This window comes from Brevibacterium oceani (assembly GCF_013623835.1).
GTDB lineage: Bacteria > Actinomycetota > Actinomycetes > Actinomycetales > Brevibacteriaceae > Brevibacterium > Brevibacterium oceani.
The window spans coordinates 381,514-398,567 of record NZ_JABKDE010000001.1 but is presented as its reverse complement, the minus strand read 5'-3'; the positions used below and the strand labels follow the sequence as shown (position 1 = coordinate 398,567).

Here is a 17,054-nt window from a genome sequence, read left to right as displayed (position 1 = left end):
GACGGTTTGCCTCACAGCGTCCCGCGGAGGGCGGTGAGGGCCGCCGCGACGTCGTCGTCATCGTTGTAGAGGTGGAAGCCGAAGCGTGCTCGCCCGTCGGCGACGGAGAACCGGACGCCGGCCTCGTCGAGTCGCGTCAGCCCTGCGTCCGGCACGTCGACGGACACGATCGCCGAGTCCGATTCGTCCAGCCCCAGACCCGTGCGGAAGGCATTGGCCAAACCGACGTCGTGATCGTGGATCGCCTCGACGCCGACGTCGAGGAGAAGCTCGAGGGCCGGGGCCATCCCCACCCACGAATGCCACGCCGGAGAGATGTCGAAGGCGCGGGCGGAGTCCGCGAGCTGCAGGGGCATGCCGTAGCTTGCGGTGCCTCCGGCGGCGAACCATCCTGCCGCGACCGGGGTGAGTCGGGAGGCGAACTCCGCCTGCCTCTCGCGCACAGCCTCGGGTGTGAATGTGCTGGTCAGCGGCCGCATCGTCAGCAGCGCGGTGCCGCGTGGAGCGCAGAGCCATTTGTATCCGGCGACGGCGAGGAAGTCGACGCCGGCACCGTCGAGTGGAAGCCAGCTGGCGGCCTGAGTGCCGTCGAGGACGGTGAGCGCTCCCACCTCGGCGGCGCGGTCGACGATCGCAGGGACGTCGGCGACCTCACCCGTCGCGGACTGGGCGGCGGAGAAGGACACGAGCGCTGTCGAGTCATCGACCGCCTCGGCGAGGGATTCGAGCGGGGCGGTGCGCACATGCACGCCGCGGTGGGCGTGGACGGCGAAGGGGTAGACCCCGGAGGTGAACTCGATGTCGGGCACGAGGACCTCGGCGCCGTCGGGCAGGGCGGCGGCGATCGGGGCGAGCAGCTGGGACACGGCAGCGCCGGTGGCCACCCAGTCGGCGGGGACGCCGACGAGCTCGGCGAAGCGCTCGCGGGAGGTCTGGACGGACCCGGCCCAGCCCTGCCACGGTCGGGCTCCACGCCGATATTCGTCGAGGGAAGACTGGAGGGCATCCCACCCGCGCCGAGGCGGCGGACCGTATGAGCAGGAGTCGAGGAAGGTGCGGTCGATGCCCCATTCGGTGCGGGCGTCATCGACGGTCAGCGATGGTCGTGATGTCATCGGTTCTGCCTTTCCGGACTCGTGGTCGGCCGCGGCCGACCATGCTCTTCCAGGCTACGCCACGTGCTCGGGATACGAGGAGGCGGTGAACCGGCCGCGATCCTCCGACAGTCCCGCCTTGAGCGCTATGGCAGCGTCGTCGGCGAGGATCTCGTGCACCCCATTTTCGAACTGGTCGAGGGCGGTGGCGACAAGTTCCTCGGGGCGGTTCTTCGGCACATCGATGCCTGCCATCATGTCTGTGTCGGTGCTTCCGAGAAAGAGGGAGCTGATCTGGATCCCTGTTCCGGCCAGCTCCTCTCGCAGTCCATTCGACATCGCCCAGTTGGCGGCTTTGGATGCTCCATAGGAGTTCGAATGCTCGTAGCCCAGCCATGCCATGACAGATGAGACGTTGAGGAAGCCGCCGTGGCCGCGTTTCCGCATGATCGGCGCGAACGCTCTGACCATGTGCAGGGCACCGAAGTAGTTGACTTCGATCTCCTGGCGGATGTCGTCCATATCTCCGTCAACGAGTCGGGCGAAGGATGAAAAGCCGGCATTGTTGACGACGATGTCCGCTTCACCGAACCTGCGGGCGACGGCGTCGACCTCATCCTGGTCTGTGACGTCCAAACGGATCGCTTCGACCCCCGGCAGATCGACGGTCTCCGGTCGACGGGCGGCCGCGTAGACCTTCGATGCGCCTCGCTCGAGCAGTTGGGCGGCGAACTGTCGGCCCAGACCGCGGTTCGCTCCTGTGACGATGGCAATGCTCTTGTCGATGTTCATGTCTGCTTTCCTCTTTCTGCTCTGCGCGGCGTCGGTCTCCGACTTCGCACTCTCTTCGTGGCCACTGATCGCAGTGGTTACCGGTTCGCCCACCAGGTGCGGCGGGTGATTCGATGCTAGAGTCTGACGTCGGCGTCAATTTCAAGAGGATGAGGCGAATGTCACAGAATTCACATGCGGCACCGCGTCTGCCCCTCCTCTCCATCGGAGAAATGGCGCGACGGGCCGGCTGCACCCCGCGTGCCCTGCGCTACTACGAGGAACAGGGCCTTCTCGCCCCGGCGCGAACCTCCGGCGGCCAACGCCGCTACCGGGCCGATGATGTGGAGCGGGTACTGCTCTACAGACGACTCATCGATGCCGGCCTCGGGACCGAGGTGATTCGCGAGCTCCTGCCGTGCATGAACGGAGCCGCGAGCGCAGATACCGTGGCCACGCTCGAGCGCGAGCACGCGAGGCTGATCGACCAGGCCCGTGAACTCGAGGAGACCGCGAGCAGACTCAAGAGCATCCTCACGTCGCTGTGAGCCCGATCGGTGCTCGCCGGGGCTAGGCCACGCGTTCGGGGTACGAGTAGGCGTTGAACCGGCCGCGGCGGTTGAAGCCGATGACGGTGACGCCGACGCTGCGGCCGTGCTCGACAGCCATCGCCGAGGGTGCGCTGACCGCCGATATCATCGGGATGCCGGCCATCGCGGACTTCTGCACGAGCTCGAACGACGCCCGGGCCGAGACCTGCAGGACGGTGCGGCTGAGCGGCAGTCCATGGTTGGCCATGGCCCAGCCGATGACCTTGTCCACGGCGTTGTGCCGACCGACGTCCTCACGGCCGACGAGCAGTTCAGGTTCGGCGGTCGGGTCGTCGCCGACGGCGAAGAGTGCCGCGGCATGGACTCCCCCGGTCTTGTCGAAGACGGCCTGCTGCGAACGCAGACGGTCCGGCAGCTCACCGATGCGCGCGGCCGAGAGCAGGGGCGGGAACTCGTACTCCCCGTCCTCGTCGACGTCGCAAGTGGCGGGGATGAGCGGGTAGGCCGAGGTCTTCGTCACCGCGTCGATGGCCGCCGTCCCACAGATCCCACACGAGGACGAGGTGTAGACGGATCGGGCGGGGGCCGCCTCGGCGCTCCAGGTTCCGGGTCGCAGCCGCACCTTCGCGACGTTGTAGTTGCGGGACCCGTCGGGGGCGAGCCCGGCGGAGAAGTCGATCTCGACGATGTCGTCCATCGAGGTCACGACCGCCTCGGAGAGCAGGTACCCGGCGACGAGCTCGACGTCGTTGCCGGGGGTGCGCATGGTCACGGAGAACTGCTCGCCGTCGAGGTTGATCTCCAGCGGCTCCTCCCCGGCCAGGGAATCCGGGCCCGCGGAGATCTCGCCGGTGGCGTCGAACTTGTGGACCCGGGCGCGGACGGCCTTGCGCTGTGCCATCGGCTCAGACCCGGGGTCCGTGGTCGGTGGTGTCCTCGACCGAGGTCTGGATGTGTTCGAGGAGGTCGTCGATGACGCTGATCCCGTCCTTGACCCCGCCCTTCGAGCCGGGGAAGTTGATGACGAAGCTCCGGCCGCGTACGCCGGCGACTCCGCGGCTCATCACCGCCGAGGTGGTCGATTCCAATCCCTTGCGCCACATCGCGTACACGAGACCCGGGGACTGACGTTCGAGGAGTTCGGCGGTGAACTCGGGCGTCCTGTCGTCGGGGGCCAGCCCGGTGCCGCCGCTGGTGACGATGAAGCGCGGGCGCTCGTCTTCAGAAGTGTCGACGAGGAGGTTTCGCAGGGCCTCGCCGACGGGTTCGCCGTCGCGGACGACGATGGCGTCGGGGGTGTCGTAGCCGCGGCCGCGCAGCCAGTCGACGAGGATCGGACCGGTCGTGTCCGCGGCCTCTCCCCTGGCCGCCGAGGTGGAGGCGATGATGACCGCCGCCGACCGTCCGGCGCCGAGGAGGTCGGTGTTGTCGTTGTCTGTGCTCACGATGCCATCGTACGTCTCCCGGTGGGTAAGCTGAGAGCCCGACCGGGGATCGCGAACTGAGCTCGACCCGGGATCTTGACCCGAGGAGGAGGCGCGGTGGAGGATCTGTCGCTGAGCACGCTCATCTGGCTGCGGATGGTCCGCTTCGTCCAGAACAGCAACCAGCTCTCGAACGATCATCTGCGCCAGTTCGGCCTCACCGTCGCCCAGTTCGAGGCCCTCGCCCACATCCGCAACTTCCAACCCGTCACCCAGACCGACCTCGCCAAGGGGCTCACGGTCAGCGGCGGCGGCATCTCCCGGATGCTCGCCCGCCTCGAACGCGAAGGGCTCATCGCCCGCGAGCAGACGTGGAAGACCAAGCACATCACGCTGACCGAGGCGGGACTTGACGTCCTCGAACGCGCCTTCCCCTCCCAGCTCCACCAGCAGTCCGCTCTCTTCGACGACGTCCTCGACGAGGACGAGCAGCGGACATTGCACGCGCTGATGAAGAAGCTCTACGACCACAGCCTCGCCGAGCGAGCGGCGGCAGAAGAGAACGACTGACCACCTCGGCGCACGGCTCGGCTGAACCACCTCGGCGCGAATCTGTGCACCACCTCGGCGGGGTCAGGAATAAATCTCCGCGTCTATCAGTTGACAGGGCAAATGATCAATCGAGATCGGCCCTGCGGGACGGTCTCCGGCGCATAGGAGAGACCTTGAGCGAGAACACGACCACCCTCGATCCCGTCGGATTCGACCCCACTCAGGGGCTGCAGTTCGGGATGTACAGCCTCGGCGATCATCTGCCGAACCCAGCCGACGGCAGCCGGGTGAGCGCGGGCGAGCGCATCCGCGAATTCGTCGGCTACGCACAGGCCGCCGAGGAGGCCGGCTTCGACTTCTTCAGCGTCGGCGAGAGCCACCAGGAGTTCTTCGCCTCGCAGGCGCACGCGGTCATCCTCGGCGCGATCGCGCAGGCCACCTCGTCGATCCGCATCGGCAGCACCTCGACGATCCTGAGCACCTCGGATCCAGTGCGCGTGTTCGAGAACTTCGCGACGATCGACCACCTCTCCGAAGGTCGAGCCGAGCTCGTCGCCGGTCGCGCCTCGCGGATCGGGCTGTTCGAACTCCTCGGATACGATCTGCGCGACTATGAGGAGCTCTTCGAAGAGAAGTTCGACCTGCTGCTGAAGATCCGCCGCGAAGAATCGGTGTCATGGTCCGGGCAGTTCCGCGCCCCGCTCAACAACGCCGAGGTCCTCCCCCGCCCCGAGCAGAACCCGCTGCCGATCTGGCGCGCGGTCGGCGGTGCCCCGGCAAGCGCGGTCAAGGCGGGACTGGCGGGCGTTCCCATGGTGATGGCCCACCTCGGCGGGACCACCTCGTCGTTCAAGCCCACCGTCGATGCCTACCGTCAGGCGGCACGTCACGCCGGCTTCGATCCTGCCGCTCTGCCGATCGCCACGGCCGGGTTCCTCTACACGGCACCGACCTCGCAGGAAGCGCTGCAAGGGCTCTACCCGCACATCAACGAGGGGATGAAGCGCACGAACGGGCAGGGCATGCCCAAGCAGCTCTTCGCCCAGAGCGTCGATCCGGCGAGCATCGTCAACATCGGCAGCCCGCAGCAGATCGTCGAGAAGATCCTCCACCAGCACGAGGTCTTCGGACATCAGCGATACCTCGGCCAGATCGACTTCGGCGGGATGCCGTATGACCGGGTGATGAAGCAGATCGAGACCATCGGCTCGGAGATCATCCCGGCGGTGAAGAAGTACACCGCGGATGAAGGTACGGCGGCGAGCGCCGAGGCGGCTGACGCTCCGGCTGGGGCCGCTGGCGCTCCGGCTGGGGCCGTAGCCACGGCAGCAGAGGAGCATGTCTGATGAAGATCGTCGTTCTCTCCGGCTCGAACGTCGGAACGAAGACGCGGACCGTGATGGACTATGTCGCGCAGACGGTGATGGGGCAGGATCCCGACATCGAGGTCACGCTCATCGACCTCGCCGAGGCGGACATGGTCTTCTCCGACGGCCGGAACTTCACCGAATACTCCGGTGACACCGGGCGGGTGACCGCGGCGATCATGGACGCTGATGCGATCATCATCGGCACGCCGATCTTCCAGGCCTCGATTCCCGCGAGCCTGAAGAACGTCTTCGACCTGCTGCCGGTGGGCGCGTTCCGCGACAAGGTCGTGGCCGCGGTCGCCACGGCCGGCTCGGCGAAGCACTACCTCATCCCGCAACAGCACCTCCTGCCGATACTGACGTACATGAAGGCGCAGGTCGTCTCGCCGTACGTGTTCGTCGAGGAGCGCGATCTGCACCGCGGCCAGATCGTCAGCGAGGATGTCATCGCCCGCCTCAACCGCCTCGTCGAGGACACGATCGTGCTGACGAAGACCTACGCCGCCATCCGTGAGGAGAAGGAAGCCGCCTACGGGTTCTAAGCGGTGAGGCAGTTGCCGACTGCGCGGGTGCGGGCGGTGTCGGCAGTGCCGGCGGACGCCCCTCCGCTCTCTCGCAACAAGTGGGTACAGATTGCCAATTTCCGGGCTCAGAATGGCAATCTGTACCCACTTGTTGCCGCGTCAGCGGTCGTGGCCACGGACACCCACGGGATTTCCCGCAGTCACCCCGGTCCCCCACTCGATTCCGACCCCGGATCGTCGAGTCACTCACACCTACCCCTTCGCGGGCGGAAGCGCATTCAGTGTCCTGCCATGTTCACCCAATAGCGTGTGGTTGTACTTTCAATCAACCCTGGAGCGCAGCGTGTACGCAACGACCGGATTTCCGACCATTGCCCGCGACATCATCACCGCTATCACCCGAATCGCCCTCGGCGCCATCTTCATCGCCCACGGCTGGCAGAAGTTCAACGAATGGACAGTCGCCGGAACCACCGACTCGTTCTCGCAGATGGGAGTGCCGCTGCCCGAGATCGCCGCGCCCTTCGCCACCTTCGTCGAGCTCATCGGCGGCGCACTGCTCATCCTCGGCGCGCTGACTCCCATCGTCGGCGTCCTCCTGGCCGCAAACGTCATTGGGGCGCTGGTGATCGTCCACCTCACGCCAACCCCGTTCGTCGATCAGGGCGGCTGGGAACTCGTCGCCGCGGTGGCCGCCGGTGCGCTGCTCATCGCCGCCATGGGACCGGGTCGGTTCAGCATCGACCGCTTCCTCTTCTCCGGAAAGAAGGGCAGGGGTCGTACGCGGACTTCGGGGGCACGGTCGGTCGCGGCCGAAGCCTGAAGGCACAACCGCCTCGGCGGAACCGGGCCTCCCTGCCCGATTGAGATCAATACTCTCCACGGGTTCACACAATGATGGATAACTGGAAAATGACGCGGGCCCGGATCTCATTCACCGCCGCTGAGCGGCGGCTCCTCCACGCCGAGGCCGAGCGATCAGGACGCTCGATCTCCGCACTGATTCGCGATGCAGTCAATCACATGTACGGTCCCAGCCGGAACACCGACACCGACATGAGCGCGATCGCAGCCGCATTCGGCGCATGGAGCGAGCGAGTCGACGACGGCGAGACAACCGTCGACCAGCTTCGCTCGGGCGCTCGCTTGGAGCGATCAACCACTCGATAACGGTCAGCGAATCCTTGAACGATAAGGCCTAACCGCCTCGGCGGCTCGCTCTCTACCTTCACAGCCCCTCAAGATGAGCGGAGAGCACTTCGCGGGCACGCTCGGGAGGAAGCACCTCGGGGCGCAAAGTCGAACGAAGAGTGAGTCCGTCGACGAGCGCCGCCAGAGCATCGACCTCAAGATCGAGGTCGAGATCGCGCCGCAGCACTTCCCTACGCGACATACTCTCAAGAGTCCGAACCATCAGCTGTCGCGAACCGCGCACCGAAGACATCGGCGAGAGCAGGATCCGTCCGCGCGGTCTCCTCGAAGGCCAATCACACGACTGACTCCTGTCGCCTCACTTCGTCGAGCGGCAGCAGCTCGGCCAGGAGGTCGACGGTCGCCTCTTTCGCCGCATCCCCACTGAGCGAGCCGGCGTCGAGCTGCGGCAGCAGCGAAGCCAGGCGATCCTCGAGGCGAGCGCCGATCCGCGCGACCAGCGTTTCGAGCGCAAAGCGCACGATCCCTTCAGCCGTGGTGAAGTAGTGCCGGATCGAGCCGATGGCCAGACCGGCCTCCTCGGCGATCGCGCGCAGCGAGACCTTGGGTTTCGACCACTGGAGCGCGGCGAACATCGCCTTCCTCGCCGTCTCTGTTGCCGTCGGCATCGGCTTCGGCATGATGCGCGGGGCCTCAACCGTGCTCTTCGAGAAGGACGGCACCCTTCATCAGAGATACACCGTGAAGACGCTCATCGTCTGGGGCCTCAGCCTGGCCGCCAGCGCCGGACTGCATTTCGGTGCCCAGGCCATCGGCGCCGAGGAGGTGGTGCGTCCCATCACCCTGAGCATCGGTCTCAGCCTGCTCGGTGAGGCGATCACCTGCGGGTGGCGCGGACAGCAGACGGGGATCCCATTCGCAGTGAAGGACTCAGGTCGCCGCGGCGACGACATCGGTGACCGGCTGTCGGGGATATTCGACAGCGCAGGTTAGCGTCGAGCGCACGCGTCACACCTCGTACGCTCGACGCTGGAGTGAGCGGTCGGCGAAGACAGCTGAAAGCTTCCACCCAGTTGGCCCGCCTCGGCGGGATTGGGTACCCTGAAAACACAGTGACGAACGGGACGACCCGTTCGCTTCCCACCGCGATGAGGACGGCCTCTAAGAATTGGACCAGACCGTCATGACCGCCGCACTGCGCAGCATCATCAATCCCACCGCGATCATCAGACTCCTCCTCGGCTGGGGCGCCTACGTCGCACTCCTCTCAGCAGGCCCCCTCCTCGAACCGCCGGTTCCGGCTCCCCTGCTCATCACCGCGCTCATCGTCATCGTCGCGGTCATCCTCATCTGTGCGTTCGGCGTCGTGCACGAGGCCGAGCACCTGGCCGGCCGCCTCGGCGACCCCTACGGTTCGCTCGTCCTCACCCTGTCGATCGTGCTCATCGAGGTCGTGCTCATCGCCGCGGTCCTGCTCGGCCCCGGCGACCACGCAACGATCGCCCGTGATTCGGTGATGGCGGTGACGATGATCATCCTCGGTGCCGTGGTCGGGCTCTGCCTGCTCATCGGCGGGCTCCGGCACGGGGACCTCGTGCACAACCGCACCGGCGTCTCGACGTATCTGTCGATGATCGTCGTCCTCGCCGCGCTCGCGTTCGCGCTGCCCGCCGTCATCGGCTCAGGCGGCAGCTACCTGCCGTGGCAGGAGATCCCGATCATCGTGCTCACCATCGGCATCTACGCCTTCTTCCTCACTCGGCAGATGGGCGCCCAGGCCGCCGATTTCGTCGAGGTCGATCCCCGGCTGACACGCACCCTCGCCGAGGCGGCCGATCCCGCCGTGGACACGGGCTCCGTCACCGAGGCGACTCCCGACGGTGATACGGCATCGGATGTTGATACGGCGCCGGACGCTGATACGGCGCCGGGCATCCGGGAAATCCTGTCGACTCATCGGGTCGAGATCCTCATTCGGCTGGCCCTGCTCATCGCCACGGTGACGCCGATCGTCCTCCTCTCCCACGACATGGCCACACTGCTCGATGACGGGTTGGGTCGCCTCGGCGCTCCGGTGGCACTGTCGGGCATCGTCATCGCGATGATCGTCTTCCTGCCCGAGTCGATCACCTCGATCAGGGCGGCTTGGAACGGCGAGATTCAGCGGGTGAGCAACCTCTGCCACGGGGCGCAGGTGTCGACGGTGGGGCTGACGATCCCGACCGTCCTCGTCATCGGGCTGCTGACCGATCAGCCCGTCGTACTCGCCGAGTCTACGGTGAATCTGCTGCTGCTCGGCCTCATGCTGCTGCTCTCGGTGGCGACGTTCGCAGCGAAGCGGGTCACGGCCGTGCACGGGGCCGCGCATCTCGTGGTGTTCGCGGCCTTCGGGATCTCCGTGTTCTCGTGAGCCGGGGTTCGGTCACGTCGCCCAAAGTCACATAAGTGCCGCTACCTGAGTAGGAGCCGGTCCGGCGTGACCGGCTCGGCGCACTGACCGAGAGCTCAGCTCCCGAGGTCTCAGTCCCGGAAGTCGGCGATGATCCTCTCAGCGAGCGCCTCGGCGGACTGCGGGTTCTGACCCGAGTAGAGCGCACCGTCGACGACGACATGCGGGCACAGCGGGATCATCCCTTTGTCGTAGTCGACTCCGGCCTCGATCATCGCGTCCTGGAGCAGCCACTTCGCTTTCCACGCGAACGGGTTGAGCCTCTCCTCGGCGTTCGACAGTCCGGTCATCGTCCGCCCTGCGAAGACATTCGTTCCGTCGGGATTCGCTGCGGCGAGGATCGCGGCCGGAGCGTGGCAGAGCAGCGCGAGCGGCCGGCCGGAATCGAGCCTGCGCTGCAGCAGCCGCCCGGAGTCCTCGTCGACGGCGAGGTCCTCCATCGGACCGTGACCACCGGGATAGAACACGAGACCGAAATCGGCCTCGTCCACCTCGGCGAGGGTGCGGGGATGGTCGAGGTCATCGCTGATCGATTCGAGGTAGCGGCGGATCTCCGCGCGCTTCTTCGGCAGACCACCGGCCACACCGAGGCTGAGCTCGTCAAGGGTCGGCGGCACCCCTCCGGGGGTGGCCACGGTGATCGACCATCCGGCCTCGGTGAAGAGACGGTGCGGTTCGGCCAACTCCTCGGCCCAGTAGCCGGTGGGGTGGACGGAGCCGTCCTTGAGTGTCCACCCGGTTGCGGCGGTGACGACGAAGAGCACATCGACCATCGGCTTCTCCTGCCTTGGTAGAGTCGGGCCTGCACCAGCGAAGTTAGGCCACGGCCGTGCGGGTGTCAATGCATCGCGCAGTTGCCAGCGAATCGCGCAGTTGCCGGCAAAGCGCGCGGGTGTCAGTGGACAGGAGGGCGTATGCAGACGATTCTCGGATCCGGCGGACCGATCGCCGACGAGCTCGCCCGTGAGCTGCGCCGAAACTTCACCAGTGACATTCGGCTGGTCAGCCGGCATCCGACGGCTGTCCATCCCGACGACGAACTCGTTTCCGCCGACCTCACTGATGCCGCCGCGACGAGCCGAGCCGTTGCCGGCAGTGACATCGCCTTCCTCACTGTCGGGCTGCCCATGGACTCCGCCTTGTGGGAGGCGAAGTTCCCGACAATGATGGCCAATACGATCGACGCATGCGCCGAGCACGGGGTCAAGCTCGTGTTCTTCGACAACACATATATGTACCCGGGGACGCCGGAACCGCAGACCGAATCGACGCCCTTCGTCCCCAACGGCCGCAAGGGACGCGTCCGTGCGCAGATCGCGACGATGCTGCTCGAGGCGATGGAATCAGGCCGGGTCGAAGCCGTGATCTGCCGGGCCCCGGAGTTCTACGGACCCGGGCCGACGAAGAGCCTGTCGAATTCGCTCGTCTTCAACCGGATCAGGGACGGCAAGCGGCCTTTCGTCCCGATCAGCGCCGCGACGCGTCGCTCACTCATCTGGACTCCGGATGCCTCGCGGGCGATGGCGCTCATCGGCAACACCGACGATGCCTTCGGCCAGACCTGGCATCTGCCGATCGACCGGTCGAGGCCGAGCTATTCCGAGATGATCGGCATCGCCGCGACCGTCCTCGACCGGCGGATCAGCTACACGGCGCTGCCGAATGCGGTCTTCCGCCTCGGCGGACGGTTCGTTCCCGCCCTCGCCGAGGTGGGTGAGCTTCTCCCCCGATACCACGGGGATAATATCTTCGACACCGAGAAATTCACGACTCGGTTCCCCGACTTCGCGGTCACTTCGGCAGTCGATGGGATCCGGGAGATCGTTGGCGGACCGACTGTCAGGTAGACAGTCCGCACACTGTCCAGTCAGCGAGTTCAGCCCCACAGCATTTCAGCCCCACAGGAGGAACATCGATGACCACCGATTCGACACCCACACCCGACGTCTCGCTGAAGAACGCGAGCCGATTCGTCGCTGCCGCCGGATTGGTCGTCGAGGAGGTCACGGTCACCTCGGTGCGGGGATATGCCGAGCTCGACGAGAATCACCACACTCCGTGGGGCGTCGTCCACGGCGGCGTGTACACCACCCTCGTCGAAAGCGCCGGCAGCATCGGGGCGAGCCATGCCGTGGCCGACCGCGGTGAATTCGCCGTCGGCGTCCACAACGCCACCGATTTCCTGCGCCCGAGCCAGGGCGCCCGTGTCGCCGTCAAGGCCACGGCCCTCTACCAGGGTCGGACGCAGCAGCTGTGGGAGGTCATCATCACCGATTCGGCGACGGACAAGCAGCTTTCGCGCGGACAGCTGCGCCTGCAGAACGTGCCGCTGCCGAAGCGGGAGGGCTGACGGGAAGGGAACCGGAACCTCGCTGCCGGTTCCCTTGACGCGCCGTCAGCCGCCCCAAACCGCCTCAGTTCCCCGCCATCTCCCGCAGGGCGTTCTTGCGGATCTTGCCCGTCGACGTCGTCGGCAGCGCGTCGACGAATTCGACTCCGGCCGGTGCCTTGTACCCGGCGATGCGGGTCTTGACGAAGGCGATGAGCTCGTCCGCGGTCACCTCGGCGCCGTCCTTGAGCACGACATACGCCAACGGTCGCTGACCCCACTTCTCATCGGGCATCCCGACCACAGCCGCCTCGGCGACGGATTCGTGGGCGACGATGGCCTGCTCGACCTCGATCGTCGAGATGTTCTCACCACCGGAGATGACGATGTCCTTCGCCCGGTCGAGGATCTGCACGTAGCCGTCGGGGTGCATCACCGCGAGATCACCGGAGTGGAACCATCCGCCGCGGAAGGCCACCTCGGTGTCCTCCGGGGAATTGAGATAGCCCTTCATCACGTTGTTGCCGCGCATGACGATCTCGCCCATCGTCTCCCCATCGGCGGGCACGTCGCTGAGTTCGGCATCATCGCGCAGCTCGACGACACGGACGCGTTCGGCACTGATCATGCCGATCCCCTGCCGTGACTTCAGAGCCGCACGCTCCTCGACCGGCAGCTCCGACCATTCGGGTTGCGGTTCGCACGAGGAGTACGGCCCGTATGTCTCAGTGAGCCCGTAGACGTGGATGATCTGAATGCCGAGCTGTTCGAGCAGGGCGATCGTCGTCGGCGATGGCGGGGCGCCCGCCGTGGTGATCGACAGCTCGCCGCCCATATCGTGGGCTTCCTTGGCCCCGGCGATGGTGTTGAGCACGACCGGAGCGCCGGCCATGCGGGTGATCGATTCGGCGTCGATGAGCGCCCACGCTTCGGTTCCGCGCACGGCCCGCAGACACACGTGCGTGCCGGCCACCGCGGTCAGCGCCCAGGTCGTGCACCAGCCGTTGCAGTGGAACATCGGCAGGGTCCACAGGTAGCGGGTCAGCGGTTCGAAGCCCTGCGTGACGACCTCGCCGAGCGAGTTGAGATACGCCCCGCGGTGCGTGTACATCACGCCCTTCGGCCGACCGGTGGTGCCCGAGGTGTAGTTGACCGTGATCGTCGCGGTTTCGTCGGCGACCTCCCACGTGCGTGGGGTCTCCGGCGCCGAGGCGGCCCAATCCTCATAGTGCTCCACCTCAGTGTCCGTGGCGCTGAGTGCACCCCGAGTGCCGTCGGCTTCGGGATGGAGGACGATGGCCTCCACAGACTTTGCTGCACCCGCCTCGACGATGGGCTGCAGGAGGCCGGCGTCGCCGAAGAGGAACTTCGCCTCGCAGTGGCCGAGGATGTATTCGACCTCCGGCGGTGCCAGTCGGGTGTTGAGCATCACGAGCACCCCGCCGGCCAGCGGGACCGCGTAGTGGGCAATGAGCGCCTCGGCGCTGTTGGGCGCGAGGACGGCCACCGTGTCGCCCTCTTTCAGGCCGCGACGGGTGAGTCCTTCGGCGAGGCGCTGGACGGTCTCGGCCATGTCCCGGTAGGTGAAGCGGCGGGGCCCGTCGACGATCGCCTCGCGATCGGGGTGGGCTTCGAGGGAGCGCTCGAGGAAGCGCAGCGGGGTCAGTGCGGTGTCCAATCCGGACATGGTGGGCTCCTCATCGTCGGTGACCAGGGTCGGTGTTCACGGCAGATCTACCGTGGTCGAACATCTGTCTGTACTCAGATTACCGACCGGTTGTGTGACCCGGCACACCCACCCCGCCGAGGCGGCTATTCGCAGGCGACCCCGTCGCCGTCACGGTCGAGGTGAGATCCGTACCCGGGGTCTCCTCGGTGGACGGGTGCGGCCCCGGCTTCACGGGCTGCCGTGCAGTTTTCGAAGTAGGTCGATGAGTTCGACGAGCCGGAGCCGGTCGAGCCTGTCGACGACTTCTTTGAGCCGCTGCTCGACGAGCCGGAGCCTGCCCCGGCGCCTGACGACTTCTGCTTCGCCGGACGGGTCTCTTCCTTCGTCGTGACGTTGTCGCCCTCACCCGCCCCGGGCCAGTCGGCATCCTCGGTGAAGGCCGGTTCGTCCTCGCAGTCGGAGAGCACGCGTTCCATCGCGGCTTTCTCCGGCTTGACCACCCAGAGGTCGTACTTGTGCTTGACCGCGATCTGCCGGGCGACGTACTCGCAACGGTAGGACTTGTTCGGCGGCAGCCAGGTCGCTGCGTCGCCGTCGCCCTTCTGCCGGTTGAGGCTCGAGCTCACGGCGAGCAGGTTGAGTGGATCGTTGCCGAACTCCCCCAGCGTCTCCTCGTCGAACTTCGCCGCACCGGTCTGCCACGCATTCGACCGGGCGACCACATGGTCGATGTCGATGGTGTTGGCGCTGCGATCGAAGTCGTAGGTCTCGCCCTGATACGGGTCAGCGATCGTGCCGGCCAGGACGATGCACCCCTGCGTTCCGGCCTTGAGCGTGATGTCCTTAAGGTCGCGGCGGAGCACATCGTTGCGGGTGTCGCACCCGTTGTGGTCGGTGTCCGAACGCCACTTGAACAGGTCGCCGTCGTAGCCGGTCTTCGGCGCCCGGCCCTTGACATCGAGCTCATCCAACATCGCCGAGGCGGTCCCCGTCGCCGAGCCTCCCGCCTTACCTTCGTCGCCCGCATCGTCGCTGTCGCTACTCTTCGTCGACGCCGACGCGCTGCTGCTCGGTGCGGGTGCTTCCCGAGTCGGGGTCGGGTCAGCTGTGCTGGACGCGGCGGTGTCGACGGTCGGCTCGGCCGCCTCGGCGCACCCGGCGAGGAGGCCCAACGTGAGGACGGCGGCGAGCGCCGGCAGGAGTCGAGCACTGGGCCTGATCTGCCGACCGTCGGCTGCGTGATTCAGCCGGAGCCTGTCAGTCCAGCGCGAAGCGCGGTTCGGGGAAGTGGGCATGGCGGGATCTTTCACATGAGCGTGCTCGATGCCGAGCGAGGTGGTCCAAACGTGGTCGTGGACCGGGCCGGCGTTGCCGCCGCAGCTCGATCCACTGCGGACAGTCTAGATCGCGCGGCGGCCCTCTGGGTAAGTTAGGGCGACAACGTGTCCCATTCGTTACGGACCCTCTCGGCGGCCGTCCGCCCGCACGCCCGATCCGGCGGGTGGGTGCATGATGGATGGAAACGGTGAGCAGCCTCGGCGAGGAGGATTGTCGATGCGACACGATGAGGAGCGTCCGCGGACGAACAGATTCCTCTGTGAAGGTACAGTGCCCGGTCACTGGACGCAGGTGCTCGGCGGCATGCGTGCGAATCCCTTCACCCGGCTGAGCCTCGATGACGTGCTCACGAAGGCGGCCCACGTGCTCATTCTCTCCCCCACGCTGGATGTCGCGCGGGCGTGCTGCGGGGAGCTGCTCGCCGCTGCCGATCCAGACTCGCCGGGCAACCCCCGCATCACGATCACCGCGCTCGACGACTTCGTCGCCTCGGACGTCCCCGCGGGGACATGGATCTTCCTGCCGCATCGCCAGGACGGGTGGACGGAACTCGAGGCCGCCTCGGCGAAACTGCGGTCTGCCCTGGTCAAGGAGAACTCGACGCGGGAGACAGGCAGCAAGTTGGTCCTCGTGGAATACGGGATCAACCTGTGGATGTGGGCCGACCCGCCGTCGAGTGGAGGCGACCCCGTCTGCCACGCCGGCGAGCTCATCAGCTGGGAAAGCGCATGGGCGCTGGGGGCTGGCGCAGCTGATGGCGGCTCGGCCACCAGCTCGGCTCGCCCGCCGATCTACTTCGGCCTGCCGCCCATCCTGCGCAAACGCCGCTGGGAGAGCTGAACTCCATCACCGACCGCTCGAGTTAGCGACATTGCATCAAGGTATGCGGTGAGCAGTGGACGCCAATCTGTGCGGTCGGCGAGCCCGCGGTCGCCGACGTGAGCGGTGGACGCGAATTCGAGCGGTCGGTGGGGCGTGCTTTCAGGCCACGGCAACGACGACTCCGGCAGATATGAGCAGCACGAAATACCCCCAAGCATGGAGGATCTCGGAGATCTTCGGCACCCGCCTGCGCAGGAGTACGATGATCGGCAGACCGCCGATGAGCAGGGCCGCTGCTGACACCAGGTCGAGGGCTCCGACGATGCCCGGGGCGTCGATCGCGGCGGGGTCGAGGATCGTCACGAGCACGGCCGGGCTCATGATCACCAAGGTCAGCGGGTTGGCCAGAGTCGTGGCCACGGTCATCGTCGCCCCCGACCGGCGCATCATCGGCACCGTCATCACGGACCCTCCGACTCCGAGGAACGACGCCAGCCCGCCGATCGGCACACCCCAGATCGCGGAGATCTCGCGACCACCCTCGCCGGCTTCATCCCTGACGCAGGCGGCGGGACGGAAGAAGCCCGGGCGCAGCAGCAGGTCGACGGCGGTCACTGCGATGTAGAGGACGAATCCCCACTGCAGCAGCGCGTCCGGGGCGAAGCCGCCGGTGAACGCCCCGAGTCCGCCGCCGAGGGCGAGCAGTCCGAGCAGCCACCACCGTCCCTTGAGGTGGGCAAGGGTCTCGCGCTTCGTCGAGACCGTGGCGACGATGGCGTTGACGAGCATCACCAGCGCCGAGGTGGCCGCCGCCACCCGTGCCGTGTCGTGCCCGAGATCCGCATCGACGAGGGTGATGATCGGGACGGTGACGAAGCCGCCGCCGAAGCCGAAGAGCACGGTCGTCAGGCCGACGAGGCAGCCGATGAGGATGAGTCCGATGAATTCCACCAGTCCATCTCAGCGCACCACCTCCGAGGCAGGCAATCGATAGTTTGCCGCCGATCTG

General features: G+C 66.7%; 20 protein-coding genes. 10 read left to right on the top strand and 10 right to left on the bottom strand.

Translation table 11 applies throughout. From position 1 onward, the window contains the following. Positions 1–11: 11 nt before the first annotated feature. Both HK401_RS01935 and HK401_RS01930 read right to left on the bottom strand, forming a co-directional pair. A complete protein-coding gene (locus tag HK401_RS01935) occupies positions 12–1,115 on the bottom strand; it encodes an aminotransferase class V-fold PLP-dependent enzyme (protein WP_181272956.1) in 1,104 nt (367 codons plus the stop codon). A gap of 54 nt (positions 1,116–1,169) precedes the next feature. After that, positions 1,170–1,886, bottom strand: coding sequence for an SDR family oxidoreductase (locus tag HK401_RS01930; protein WP_181272955.1), 717 nt, complete (start codon positions 1,884–1,886; stop codon positions 1,170–1,172). A 158-nt stretch (positions 1,887–2,044) separates the two neighbouring features. Between HK401_RS01930 and HK401_RS01925 the strand changes: the two genes are divergently transcribed. Beyond that, positions 2,045–2,413 carry a MerR family transcriptional regulator gene (locus HK401_RS01925; protein ID WP_181272954.1) on the top strand — a complete coding sequence of 123 codons (369 nt, stop codon included), beginning with the start codon at positions 2,045–2,047 and terminating at the stop codon, positions 2,411–2,413. 22 nt (positions 2,414–2,435) lie between these two features. Here the strand turns inward: HK401_RS01925 and fdhD are convergent, their stop codons facing one another. Both fdhD and HK401_RS01915 read right to left on the bottom strand, forming a co-directional pair. Beyond that, positions 2,436–3,317, bottom strand: coding sequence for a formate dehydrogenase accessory sulfurtransferase FdhD (gene fdhD, locus HK401_RS01920; RefSeq protein WP_181272953.1), 882 nt, complete (start codon positions 3,315–3,317; stop codon positions 2,436–2,438). Between the two features lie 4 nt (positions 3,318–3,321). Beyond that, a complete protein-coding gene (locus HK401_RS01915; protein WP_181272952.1) occupies positions 3,322–3,861 on the bottom strand; it encodes a MogA/MoaB family molybdenum cofactor biosynthesis protein in 540 nt (179 codons plus the stop codon). 96 nt (positions 3,862–3,957) lie between these two features. Between HK401_RS01915 and HK401_RS01910 the strand changes: the two genes are divergently transcribed. From HK401_RS01910 to HK401_RS01895, 4 genes are all read left to right on the top strand, one after another. Next, positions 3,958–4,410 carry a MarR family winged helix-turn-helix transcriptional regulator gene (locus HK401_RS01910; protein WP_181272951.1) on the top strand — a complete coding sequence of 151 codons (453 nt, stop codon included), beginning with the start codon at positions 3,958–3,960 and terminating at the stop codon, positions 4,408–4,410. Positions 4,411–4,565: 155 nt separating this feature from the next. Next, complete coding sequence (locus tag HK401_RS01905) at positions 4,566–5,738, top strand: LLM class flavin-dependent oxidoreductase (RefSeq protein ID WP_219921646.1); 1,173 nt, start codon at positions 4,566–4,568, stop codon at positions 5,736–5,738. Next, positions 5,738–6,304: an NADPH-dependent FMN reductase gene (locus HK401_RS01900; RefSeq protein ID WP_181272950.1), complete on the top strand. Its 567-nt coding sequence runs from the start codon at positions 5,738–5,740 to the stop codon at positions 6,302–6,304. The genes HK401_RS01905 and HK401_RS01900 overlap by 1 nt, the downstream gene beginning before the upstream one ends. A gap of 325 nt (positions 6,305–6,629) precedes the next feature. Further along, positions 6,630–7,109: a DoxX family protein gene (locus HK401_RS01895; RefSeq protein WP_181272949.1), complete on the top strand. Its 480-nt coding sequence runs from the start codon at positions 6,630–6,632 to the stop codon at positions 7,107–7,109. Between the two features lie 405 nt (positions 7,110–7,514). Here the strand turns inward: HK401_RS01895 and HK401_RS01890 are convergent, their stop codons facing one another. After that, positions 7,515–7,730, bottom strand: coding sequence for a TetR family transcriptional regulator C-terminal domain-containing protein (locus HK401_RS01890; RefSeq protein ID WP_258233911.1), 216 nt, complete (start codon positions 7,728–7,730; stop codon positions 7,515–7,517). Positions 7,731–7,773: 43 nt separating this feature from the next. After that, a complete protein-coding gene (locus HK401_RS01885; protein WP_181272947.1) occupies positions 7,774–8,073 on the bottom strand; it encodes a TetR/AcrR family transcriptional regulator in 300 nt (99 codons plus the stop codon). Here HK401_RS01885 and HK401_RS01880 point away from each other — a divergent pair. Together HK401_RS01880 and HK401_RS01875 are read left to right on the top strand one after the other, a co-directional pair. Next, on the top strand, positions 8,042–8,431 hold the full coding sequence (locus tag HK401_RS01880; protein WP_181272946.1) for a hypothetical protein: 390 nt from the start codon (positions 8,042–8,044) through the stop codon (positions 8,429–8,431). The genes HK401_RS01885 and HK401_RS01880 overlap by 32 nt on opposite strands. 190 nt (positions 8,432–8,621) lie before the next feature. Further along, positions 8,622–9,848 carry a calcium:cation antiporter gene (locus HK401_RS01875; RefSeq protein WP_181273259.1) on the top strand — a complete coding sequence of 409 codons (1,227 nt, stop codon included), beginning with the start codon at positions 8,622–8,624 and terminating at the stop codon, positions 9,846–9,848. A 110-nt stretch (positions 9,849–9,958) separates the two neighbouring features. Here the strand turns inward: HK401_RS01875 and HK401_RS01870 are convergent, their stop codons facing one another. After that, positions 9,959–10,660: a type 1 glutamine amidotransferase domain-containing protein gene (locus HK401_RS01870; protein ID WP_181272945.1), complete on the bottom strand. Its 702-nt coding sequence runs from the start codon at positions 10,658–10,660 to the stop codon at positions 9,959–9,961. Positions 10,661–10,801: 141 nt separating this feature from the next. On the opposite strand from HK401_RS01870, the gene HK401_RS01865 reads away from it, so the two are divergent. Together HK401_RS01865 and HK401_RS01860 are read left to right on the top strand one after the other, a co-directional pair. Beyond that, positions 10,802–11,734, top strand: coding sequence for an NAD-dependent epimerase/dehydratase family protein (locus tag HK401_RS01865; RefSeq protein ID WP_181272944.1), 933 nt, complete (start codon positions 10,802–10,804; stop codon positions 11,732–11,734). A gap of 68 nt (positions 11,735–11,802) precedes the next feature. Next, complete coding sequence (locus tag HK401_RS01860) at positions 11,803–12,237, top strand: PaaI family thioesterase (RefSeq protein WP_181272943.1); 435 nt, start codon at positions 11,803–11,805, stop codon at positions 12,235–12,237. A gap of 64 nt (positions 12,238–12,301) precedes the next feature. On the opposite strand, the gene HK401_RS01855 is transcribed toward HK401_RS01860, so the two are convergent. Both HK401_RS01855 and HK401_RS01845 read right to left on the bottom strand, forming a co-directional pair. Then, the gene (locus HK401_RS01855) at positions 12,302–13,903 is read right to left on the bottom strand and encodes an AMP-binding protein (RefSeq protein ID WP_181272942.1); all 1,602 of its coding nucleotides are present in this window, start codon (positions 13,901–13,903) and stop codon (positions 12,302–12,304) included. A gap of 125 nt (positions 13,904–14,028) precedes the next feature. Further along, a complete protein-coding gene (locus tag HK401_RS01845; protein ID WP_219921645.1) occupies positions 14,029–15,180 on the bottom strand; it encodes a GmrSD restriction endonuclease domain-containing protein in 1,152 nt (383 codons plus the stop codon). A gap of 259 nt (positions 15,181–15,439) precedes the next feature. Here HK401_RS01845 and HK401_RS01840 point away from each other — a divergent pair, with 259 nt between their 5' ends. Next, positions 15,440–16,063: a hypothetical protein gene (locus HK401_RS01840; RefSeq protein WP_181272941.1), complete on the top strand. Its 624-nt coding sequence runs from the start codon at positions 15,440–15,442 to the stop codon at positions 16,061–16,063. Positions 16,064–16,204: 141 nt separating this feature from the next. On the opposite strand, the gene HK401_RS01835 is transcribed toward HK401_RS01840, so the two are convergent. Beyond that, entirely contained in the window at positions 16,205–16,996 is a 792-nt protein-coding gene (locus HK401_RS01835) for a sulfite exporter TauE/SafE family protein (RefSeq protein WP_181272940.1), read from the bottom strand. Between the last annotated feature and the right edge of the window lie 58 nt (positions 16,997–17,054).